Genomic DNA, 10033 nt, shown 5'->3' with positions numbered 1-10033 from the left:
ATTTCCTACATGCGTTCGTATTTGCTCAAGGCCTTACCCTTCGCCCTCGCCGCCAGTTTCGTCCAGGCACAATCCCTGCCTGAAGCCATGCAACAGGCACTGGATGTCCATCCGGAAATCCAGGCTGCGGTGAATAGCCGATTGGCTGCGGATTATCAGTTAAAGGCCGCCAAAGGTGGATACCTGCCAAGGGTCGATCTGCTGGGCGGTTATGGTCGCGAAGGCACCGATAACGTCACCACTCGTGCCGATACCGGGAACAATCACTGGGAAACCCTGAACCGCAGCGAGTCAAGTTTGCGTCTGTCGCAAATGGTTTTTGACGGTTTTGCGACGTCCAGTGAAGTGGGGCGTCAACAAGCCACCGTTAACTCCCGCGCCTACTCCTTGCTGGGGACGTCGGAACGCACCGCGCTGACCGTGGCCCAGGTTTATCTCGACGTGCTGACCCGCCGCGAATTCGTGCGCCTGGCCGAAGAGAACCTGAAGAGCCACGAGCGGATCTTTGACCAGATCAAACTGCGCACCTCGCGCGGCGTGGGCAGCGGTGCTGACCTCGATCAGGCTGAAGCCCGTATGGCCCAGGCCCGCAACAACCTGATCACCGAACAGACCAACCTGGCCGACGCCGAAACCAACTTCCTCAGCGCCGTGGGCCAGATGCCCGATCAGCTCGAGCGTCCTGCGCCTTTCATGGCGCTGCTGCCGGCCAACCTGAATGAAGCGCGTACGCAGATGCTGGAGAACAGCCCGATCTTGCGTTCCGCTGAATCCGACATCGCCGCTGCCGAGAAGCAGTACGAAGCTGCAAAATCAACGTTCTACCCGCGCTTCGACGCTGAGTTGGGCCGCACCGCCGACAACGACCTCGACGGTCAGAACGGTCACAGCAACGAGTGGCAAGCCATGCTGCGCATGCGCTTCAACCTGTTTGCCGGTGGCAGCAACAAGGCTGACCTGGAATCCAAGTCCTACCTGTCCAACCAGGCGCTGGACATCCGCAACAACGCCTTGCGTGTATTGAACGAAGAGCTGGGTCTGGCCTGGAACGCGCTGAACAATGCGAATGCCCAAGTGCCGATCGCCCAGCAATATGTTGATCACAGCACCGCGGTGCGCACGGCTTATCAGAAGCAGTTCAGCCTCGGTCAGCGCACTTTGCTCGACTTGCTCGACAGTGAAAACGAACTGTTCACCGCGTCCCGTCGTCTGGCGGACATCAAAAACATTCAGTTATTTACTCAGTACCGAATCAAGGCGACCATGGGCGAGTTGCTCAAGAGCCAGGGAGTGGTCGCGCCGTTGGCATCCGTTGTGCAGAACGACGTGAAGCCAAAGGTCCAACTGCCCGGTATGAATTGAGCAGAACCTTCATTGTTCAATTGTTAGCCAAGAGTGCCGAGCGTGGAATCAGAAGTCAGTCGAGTTCAACTCATTCATGATCCACGCGCGCTGCATGACGATCCGTTACTGGATGGTCTGCTGGCCCTGTGCACCCTGCACCAGAAACCGGCCAGCGCCGCCATGCTCACCACCGGCCTGCCGTTGCCCAAGCAGCGACTGAGCATCGAGTTGCTGCCCCGCGCCGCCGCTCGCGCCGGTCTGCAAGGTCGGGTGCTGCAACGCAAGCTGCAAGATATTCCGGCGATTGCGATGCCGGCGCTGTTGCTGCTCAAGGATGGCCGCAGTGCGGTGCTGCTTGGCTGGCACGGTGACGACCAGGCCCGCGTGCTACTCAGCGAAACCGATGGTGGCGAAAGTATCGTCAGTCGTGAGCTGCTGGCCGACGACTACATTGGCAAAGTCTTCTTCGCACAACCTCAACACAAATTCGATGTGAACCACGGCACGCTGATCCCGCGTGCGCGTTCATGGTTCCGTGACACCCTCAAGCGTTCGCGCTGGCTGTACGCCGATGCCATCGCCGCCAGCTTCCTGATCAACATCATCGCCATGGCCGCGCCGCTGTTCGTGATGAACGTCTACGACCGCGTCGTGCCGAACCAGGCTGAATCGACCCTGTGGGTATTGGCAATCGGCATCACCGGCGCCTACCTGTTCGACCTGATCCTCAAGAGCCTGCGCAGTCTGTGCCTGGACCTTGCCGGCAAGAAAACCGACCTGATCATCTCGGCTACGTTGTTCGAGCGCATCGTCGGTATGGCGATGAAGTACCGCCCGGCCCGGGTCGGCAGCTTTGCCCAGAACATCCACGAGTTTCAGAGCCTGCGCGACTTCCTCGCGTCGCTGACGCTGACCAGCCTGATCGACCTGCCGTTTACGCTGCTGATCTTTATGGTCATCGCGATCCTTGGCGGCCACCTGGTGTGGATTCCAGTGTTGGCGTTCCCGATTGCCCTGCTGATCGGCTACGCGCTGCAGAAGCCATTGGTGGCGACCATGGAACGAACCATGGCCCTTGCCGCCGAGCGTCAGTCGAGCCTGATCGAAACCCTCGCCGGTCTTGATGCGGTGAAGGTCAACAACGCCGAAAGCGAGCGTCAGTACCAGTGGGAACAGACCATCGGCACCCTCAGCCGCCTCGAACTGCGGGTGAAAATGCTCTCCGGCCTGGCGATGAACATCACCCTGCTGATCCAGCAACTGGCCGGGGTGATCATGATCGTCTTCGGCGTGTACCAGATCATCGACGGCCACCTGAGCATGGGCGGTCTGATTGCCTGCTATATGCTCAGCGGTCGCGCGCTTAGCCCGTTGGCTTCGTTGTCCGGCCTGCTGACCCGCTACCAGCAAGCGAAGGTGACGATGGTTTCGGTAGACCAGATGATGGAATTGCCGCAAGAGCGCAATTTCGACGAGCGACCACTGAGCCGCAAGGTGCTGCAAGGCGCCATCGAGTGCCGTCAACTGAACTTCACCTACCCGAATCAGCAAAACCCGGCGCTGAAGAACATCAACCTGATCATCAAGCCTGGCGAGAAAATCGGCATCATCGGTCGCAGCGGCTCGGGCAAAAGCTCCCTGGCCAAACTGCTGGTGGGCCTCTATCAGCCGGACGATGGCGCGTTACTGGTGGATGGCGTTGATATCCGTCAGATCGATGTCAGCGAATTGCGCCACAACATCGGCTACGTGCCTCAAGACATCCAATTGCTCGCCGGCACCCTGCGCGACAATTTGGTGTCCGGTGCGCGTTATGTAGAAGACGAACTGGTGCTGCAAGCCGCCGAATTGGCCGGCGTGCACGAATTCGCCCGTTTGCACCCGCAAGGTTACGAGCTGCAAGTCGGCGAGCGTGGGCAGAACCTGTCCGGCGGCCAACGGCAGAACGTGGCACTCGCTCGTGCGCTGCTGCTCAACCCACCGATCCTGCTGCTCGACGAACCGACCAGCGCCATGGATAACACTGGCGAAGAACGCCTCAAGCAACGCCTTGCCGCGGTGATCGAAAGCAAAACCGTAGTGCTGGTGACGCACCGGGCGTCGCTGCTGTCGCTGGTGGATCGCTTGCTGGTGATCGACCGTGGGCAGATTCTCGCCGATGGGCCGAAAGCCGTTGTGATGGAAGCGTTGAAGAAGGGGCAGATCAGTGTTGCTTAAGTCGGGTTTCAAGGACTCTATCCGCCGTTACTTCAAAGGCTCCGCCTCGCTGCAAGGCCAACCGTTGCCGGAAGTGAACAAGGCGCTGATCGAAGACGCACCGCGTGTGGTGCGCCTGACCATTTGGGCGATCATTGGCTTCTTCGTCTTTCTGATGCTCTGGGCCAACTTTGCGGTGATCGACGAAGTGACCAAGGGCGACGGCAAGGCGATTCCATCGTCGAAGATCCAGAAAATCCAGAACCTTGAGGGCGGTATCGTCTCCGAACTGTTCGTCAAGGAAGGGCAGATCGTCGAGGCTGGCGCGCCGCTGATTCGTCTGGACGACACCCGGTTTGCCTCCAACGTTGGCGAAACCGAGGCCGATCGCCTGTCGATGCTGCTGCGGGTTGAGCGCTTGAGCGCCGAGGTGGATGACCGTCCGCTGAATTTCCCGGCCGACGTGCTTAAAGCCGTGCCTGGCCAGGCCGCCAGCGAAGAGTCGCTGTACACCAGCCGTCGCCAGCAGTTGCACGATGAAATCGGCGGCTTGCAGGAGCAGTTGATCCAGCGTCAGCAAGAGCTGCGCGAATTTTCCTCGAAGCAGGCGCAATACCGCAGTGGCCTGGCGTTGCAACGCCAGGAAATCAACATGTCCGAGCCGCTGGTGGCTCAGGGCGCGGTATCGCCGGTGGAAGTGCTGCGACTCAAACGCGCCGAAGTGGAAACCCGCGGGCAACTGGACGCGACCACCCTGGCGATTCCCCGCGCTGAATCCGCGATCAAGGAAGTGCAGCGCAAGATCGACGAGACTCGCGGCAAATTCCGCAGCGAAGCCCTGACCCAACTCAACGAAGCGCGCACCGACCTGAACAAGGCCCAAGCCACCGGCAAGGCGCTGGAAGACAGGGTCAGCCGCACGCTGGTGACATCGCCGGTGCGCGGCATCGTCAACAAATTGCTGGTGAACACCATCGGCGGCGTAATCCAGCCGGGCAGCGACCTGGTAGAGATCGTGCCGCTGGACGACACCTTGCTGGTGGAAGCCAAGGTTCGCCCGCAAGACATCGCCTTCCTGCACCCTGGGCAGGAAGCGACGGTGAAATTCACCGCGTATGACTACACCATTTATGGTGGGCTCAAAGCCAAGCTTGAGCAGATCGGTGCTGACACCATCACCGATGAAGACAAGAAGACCACCTACTACATCATCAAGCTGCGCACGGATCGCAGCCATTTGGGGACGGATGAGAAGCCGTTGCTGATCATTCCGGGGATGGTGGCGTCGGTGGATATCATCACGGGCAAGAAGACCGTGCTCAGCTATCTACTGAAACCGATTATTCGGGCGCGGGCTGAGGCTTTGCACGAGCGGTAGATCTTGGCTGAGGCTGATGGCCTCATCGCGAGCAAGCTCGCTCCCACAGGGTTTTGTGTCCGACAGATAACCCCTGTGGGAGCGAGCTTGCTCGCGATGGCGGCCTAAAATGCGCTACAGCCCAAAAGCCATATCGTTATTCGCTAACGGTATTTAAATTTCAATTCTTATGACTATAAAGTCACTCTCCTGCGTACCTGCCGACCAATCGGCGCGCCGCACGACACGAACCAACACGGGACCTCCGTGAGTTTCTGATCGACGCGCGCGCCCTTGAGCGTGCCGTGCGTGGGAGTGATTTAAATGTCAGCAGTCTCTGCATCTCAAAGCATCGCGCCGCAAACCTTCGACATCCGCCCATTCAGCGGCGCCGTCGGTGCCGAAATCATCGGCCTGGACTTGTCCCGCCCGATCAATGACCAGGATTTCGCGCGCATCCACCGCGCGCACCTGGATCATCACGTCGTTGTATTTCGCGACCAACGCATAACCCCCGAACAGCAGATCGCCTTCAGCCGCCGCTTCGGCGTGTTGCAGATTCATGTGCTTAAGCAGTTCCTGCTGGCCGGGCACCCGGAAATCCTCATCGTTTCCAACATCATCGAAAACGGCGTGTCCGTCGGCCTCGGTGACGCCGGTAAGTTCTGGCACTCCGACCTCTCTTATAAAGAGTTGCCGAGCCTGGGCTCGATGCTGCACGCCCAGGAGCTGCCGTCCGAAGGCGGCGACACCCTGTTCGCCGACATGCACAAGGCCTGGGACGGCCTGCCCGACGCGCTGCGTAAAGCCGTCGAGGGCCGGTCCGCTGCGCATTCCTACACCGCGCGCTACAGCGAAACCAAATTCGAAGGCAACTGGCGCCCGACCCTGACCCCGGAGCAACTGGCTCAGGTGGCCGAAGTCGTGCACCCGATCGTGCGCACCCATCCGGAAAACGGGCGCAAGGCGTTGTTCGTCAGCGAAGGCTTCACCACGCGCATCGTTGGCTTGCCGGAAGACGAGAGCAAACAACTGCTCGACGAGCTCTACGCCCACAGCGTGTTGCCGCAAAACATCTACCGCCATCAGTGGCAGCCCCACGACCTGGTGTTCTGGGACAACCGTTCGCTGATCCACCTTGCCGCCGGTTGCCCCAGCTACCTGCGCCGCAAGTTGTATCGCACCACCATCCAGGGCGACGCGCCTTTCTGATTTGCCGGAGAACCATCATGTCCAAACGTCTTCCATTCGCGCCGTTGGCGGCGGCCATCGGTCTGGGTTTCAGCTTGATCGCCGGCAGCCTGGTGGCGCCGACCGTGGCCCACGCTGAAGGTGAAATCCGTATCGCCGAGCAGTTCGGGATTGTTTATTTATTGCTCAACGTAGTGCGCGATCAAAACCTGATCGAGAAGTACGGCAAGCAGGAAGGCATCGACATCAAGGTCGACTGGACTCAGCTCTCGGGCGGCGCGGCGGTCAACGATGCGTTGCTCTCCGGCTCTATCGACATTGCCGGTGCCGGCGTCGGTCCGCTGCTGACCATCTGGGACCGTACCCACGGCAAGCAGAACGTCAAAGCCGTGGCGTCCCTCGGTAACTTCCCGTACTACCTGGTGAGCAACAATCCCAAGGTCAAAACCATCGCCGACTTCACCGAGAAGGACCGCATCGCGGTGCCGGCGGTCGGCGTCTCGGTGCAGTCGCGCTTCCTGCAATACGCGGCGGCCAAGCAGTGGGGTGACAAGGAATTCAATCGCCTCGACAAGTACACCATCGCCGTTCCGCACCCGGATGCAACCGCTGCGCTGATTGCCGGCGGCACCGAATTGACCGGGCACTTCTCCAACCCTCCGTTCCAGGATCAGGCGCTGGAAAACCCGAACGTGCACGTGGTGCTCAACTCCTATGACGTGCTGGGTCCGAACTCGCCGACGGTGCTGTTCGCCACCGAGAAATTCCGCGACGAGAACCCGAAAACCTACAAGGCCTTCGTCGAAGCCCTGACCGAAGCGGCCGAGTTCGCCCAGAACGATAAAGGCGCGGCGGCTGACACCTACATCCGCGTAACCAAGGCCAAAATCGACCGTGCTGCGCTGCTGAAAATCATCGATAACCCGCAGTTCGAATTCAGCGTCACGCCGAAAAATACCTACCCGCTGGCCGAATTCCTCTACCGCGTCGGCGCGATCAAAAACAAACCGGATTCGTGGAAGGACTACTTCTTCCAGGACGCCAAGCCGCTGCAAGGGAGCTGATCGACATGAACGCCCCCTTGCAAGGCCACACGGCCAGCAACCCGATCGCACCGGCAGTCGAAGCGCTGCTGTCGGTCGATCACGTCAGCCTCGAATACCGCACGCCGCAGCGCGTAGTTCGGGCCACCCACCAAGTCAGTTTCGAGATCGATCCCGCGGACCGTTTTGTGCTGCTCGGCCCGTCGGGGTGCGGTAAATCGACGCTGCTCAAAGCGGTCGCCGGGTTTATACAGCCGTGCGAGGGCGAGATTCGTCTTCAGGGGCAAACCGTCCACGCACCGGGCCCGGACCGGATCGTGGTGTTCCAGGAGTTCGATCAACTGCCACCGTGGAAAACCGTCAAACAGAACGTGATGTTTCCACTGTTGGCCTCGAAAACCCTCAAGCGCAAAGAGGCTGAAGAGCGGGCGTTGCACTATCTGGATAAGGTCGGGTTGGCGGCGTTTGCCGATGCCTATCCGCACACCTTGTCCGGCGGCATGAAGGCGCGGGTGGCGATTGCCCGCGCGTTGGCCATGCAACCGAAAATCCTCTTGATGGACGAACCCTTCGCCGCCCTCGATGCCCTGACCCGACGCAAGATGCAGGAGGAATTGCTACTGCTTTGGGAGGAGGTGCGGTTCACGCTGCTGTTTGTAACCCACTCCATCGAAGAAGCGCTGGTGGTGGGCAATCGCATCCTGCTGCTGTCGCCGCATCCGGGGCGGGTGCGGGCGGAAGTCCATAGCCATCAATACGATTTGCACAGCCTCGGCGGCGTGGCGTTCCAGGAGTCGGCGCGGCGCATTCATCGGTTGTTGTTCGATGAAGGCCAGTCCCCGGAAACCGAGCGCGAGCTGGATTTCTCCGACATTCGCATCGCTTATTGAGCCATTGAGAGGATTGCCCGATGAGCCAGTTTTCATCTGCACGTAAAGAATTCGAAACCGTATTAGAGCCCCTGACGAGCGTACCGCTGGAGCGAGAGTTACCCCTCGGCCAGCGTGTCTGGCAACAGGGCTGGGTTCGCAAAAGCCTAATCCTGATTTTGCTCGCGGTGCTGTGGGAAGTGGTTGCCCGCATCCAGAACAACGACCTGCTGCTGCCGAGTTTTCTGCAAACCAGCAGTGCGCTGTACGACGGCCTGCTCAGTGGTGAATTGCTGAGCAAGGTATGGATTTCCCTGATCGTGTTGCTCAAGGGTTACCTGATCGGCATCGTTCTGGCCTTTGCCTTGACCACGCTAGCGGTCTCGACGCAATTCGGTCGTGATCTGCTGAGCACGCTGACCTCGATGTTCAACCCGCTGCCGGCAATCGCGTTGTTGCCGCTGGCGCTGCTGTGGTTTGGCCTGGGGCAGAACAGTCTGATTTTTGTGCTGGTGCATTCGGTGCTCTGGGCCTTGGCGTTGAACACCTATGCCGGGTTTCTCGGCGTCTCGGAAACCCTGCGCATGGCCGGGCGCAACTATGGCCTCAAGGGCATGCGCTTTGTGTTGTTTATCCTGATTCCGGCGGCGCTGCCGTCGATCCTTGCGGGGTTGAAAATCGGTTGGGCGTTTGCCTGGCGCACATTGATCGCGGCGGAACTGGTGTTTGGTGCGACCAGCGGCAAGGGTGGTTTGGGTTGGTATATTTTTCAGAATCGTAATGAGCTGTACACCGACAAAGTGTTTGCCGGGTTGGCGGTGGTGATTTTGATTGGGTTGCTGGTGGAGAACCTGGTGTTCGACACACTGGAGCGGGTGACGGTGAAGCGGTGGGGGATGCAGCGCTAAATTCTTTGTTGTCTGGGCGGGCCTCTTCGCGAGCAAGCCCGCTCCCACATTGAAATGCATTCCCCTGTGGGAGCGAGCCTGCTCGCGAATGGCCCAGCCAACCCAATAATTCAGGATGTTTGCTAGCATTGCGTCTGAATCAATCCTGATCAGCCACGAGTGCTCAGCATGCAACTCCCGGACATGAACCTGCTGGTCGCCCTCGACGCTTTGCTCGACGAGGGCAGTGTGGTGGGCGCCGCGCGGCGGATGAACCTCAGCCCAGCGGCCATGAGCCGCACCCTGACTCGAATTCGTGAGGCCATCGGCGACCCGATCCTGGTGCGCGCCGGTCGTGGCCTGGTGCCAACCCCCAAAGCATTGGCGCTGCGCGAACAGGTGCGCGACGTGGTCGAGCAAGCTGCGCTGCTGTTCCGCTCCGCCGATGCGGTGGAACTGGGCAGTTTGCGGCGTCGCTTCAGCATTCGCGCCAATGATTTTTTCGTCGGTGTGTATGGCGGCAAGCTGTTCGACACCATGGAGCGTCAGGCACCGCATTGTGAGCTGCGTTTCGTCCCGGAAGGCGATGGCGACGATGAGGCGTTGCGCGAAGGAAGGATCGATCTGAGCATCAGCAACAATCGCCCGTTGATGCCGGAAGTGAAGATCCAGAACCTGTTTGCCACTCATTTCGTCGGCTTGGCCCGGGAAGATCATCCGCTGTTTGCCGAAGAGATCACCGCCGAACGTTATGCCGGTTTTTCTCATATCAGCATGTCCCGTCGCGGGATTGCCCGTGGGCCGATCGACACGGCGCTCAATGCCTTGGGGCTGGAGCGGCGAGTGGCGGTGATTGCGCCGAGTTTCCATGCGGCGATGTTTGCGCTGCCCGATTCCGATCTGCTGCTGCCGGTGCCGAAAGAAGCACTGCTGAGCGTGCGGCGTTTGGGCCTGAAGCTGCGCTCGTTCACCTTGCCGATTCCGTTGCCAACGCTGATGTTGACCCAGGCCTGGCACCCTCGCTACGACAAGGATCCGGCCCACCGCTGGATGCGCGAGATGCTCAAGGCGTGTTGCGACGAGACCTGGCTGGCCGCGCAACCCACTTGAAGCCAACACAAATCCCCTGTGGGAGCGGGCTTGCTC

General features: G+C 60.0%; 8 protein-coding genes. All 8 read left to right on the top strand.

Going from position 1 to position 10033, the window contains the following annotated elements:
- Nucleotides 1-9: 9 nt before the first annotated feature.
- Nucleotides 10-1362, top strand: a complete 1353-nt coding sequence (locus tag ACWIKB_RS28385) for a TolC family outer membrane protein (RefSeq protein WP_475270829.1) — start codon at nt 10-12, stop codon at nt 1360-1362.
- Nucleotides 1363-1404: 42 nt separating this feature from the next.
- Nucleotides 1405-3561, top strand: a complete 2157-nt coding sequence (locus tag ACWIKB_RS28380) for a type I secretion system permease/ATPase (RefSeq protein ID WP_475270816.1) — start codon at nt 1405-1407, stop codon at nt 3559-3561.
- Nucleotides 3551-4918 (top strand): HlyD family type I secretion periplasmic adaptor subunit, encoded by a 1368-nt coding sequence (locus ACWIKB_RS28375; protein WP_475270815.1) that lies wholly within the window; start codon nt 3551-3553, stop codon nt 4916-4918. Before ACWIKB_RS28380 ends, ACWIKB_RS28375 begins: the two co-directional genes overlap by 11 nt.
- A gap of 303 nt (nt 4919-5221) precedes the next feature.
- On the top strand, nt 5222-6109 hold the full coding sequence (locus tag ACWIKB_RS28370; RefSeq protein WP_475270813.1) for a TauD/TfdA dioxygenase family protein: 888 nt from the start codon (nt 5222-5224) through the stop codon (nt 6107-6109).
- A 17-nt stretch (nt 6110-6126) separates the two neighbouring features.
- On the top strand, nt 6127-7152 hold the full coding sequence (locus tag ACWIKB_RS28365; RefSeq protein ID WP_475270812.1) for an ABC transporter substrate-binding protein: 1026 nt from the start codon (nt 6127-6129) through the stop codon (nt 7150-7152).
- 5 nt (nt 7153-7157) lie between these two features.
- The gene (locus ACWIKB_RS28360; protein WP_475270811.1) at nt 7158-8021 is read left to right on the top strand and encodes an ABC transporter ATP-binding protein; all 864 of its coding nucleotides are present in this window, start codon (nt 7158-7160) and stop codon (nt 8019-8021) included.
- Between the two features lie 20 nt (nt 8022-8041).
- Nucleotides 8042-8908: an ABC transporter permease gene (locus ACWIKB_RS28355; RefSeq protein ID WP_475270810.1), complete on the top strand. Its 867-nt coding sequence runs from the start codon at nt 8042-8044 to the stop codon at nt 8906-8908.
- Between the two features lie 168 nt (nt 8909-9076).
- The gene (locus ACWIKB_RS28350; RefSeq protein WP_475270809.1) at nt 9077-9997 is read left to right on the top strand and encodes a LysR family transcriptional regulator; all 921 of its coding nucleotides are present in this window, start codon (nt 9077-9079) and stop codon (nt 9995-9997) included.
- The last annotated feature ends 36 nt before the right edge of the window (nt 9998-10033 follow it).

Source organism: Pseudomonas sp. 5Vm1k (assembly GCF_056161485.1).
This window is presented reverse-complemented; position numbering and strand designations above follow the sequence as displayed.

What these genes read in the sequence shown, in the direction of transcription:
- ACWIKB_RS28385 (WP_475270829.1), top strand. Translation starts at nt 10, where the DNA reads ATGCGTTCGTATTTGCTCAAGGCCTTACCCTTCGCCCTCGCCGCCAGT.
- ACWIKB_RS28370 (WP_475270813.1), top strand. Translation starts at nt 5,222, where the DNA reads ATGTCAGCAGTCTCTGCATCTCAAAGCATCGCGCCGCAAACCTTCGAC.
- ACWIKB_RS28365 (WP_475270812.1), top strand. Translation starts at nt 6,127, where the DNA reads ATGTCCAAACGTCTTCCATTCGCGCCGTTGGCGGCGGCCATCGGTCTG.
- ACWIKB_RS28360 (WP_475270811.1), top strand. Translation starts at nt 7,158, where the DNA reads ATGAACGCCCCCTTGCAAGGCCACACGGCCAGCAACCCGATCGCACCG.
- ACWIKB_RS28355 (WP_475270810.1), top strand. Translation starts at nt 8,042, where the DNA reads ATGAGCCAGTTTTCATCTGCACGTAAAGAATTCGAAACCGTATTAGAG.
- ACWIKB_RS28350 (WP_475270809.1), top strand. Translation starts at nt 9,077, where the DNA reads ATGCAACTCCCGGACATGAACCTGCTGGTCGCCCTCGACGCTTTGCTC.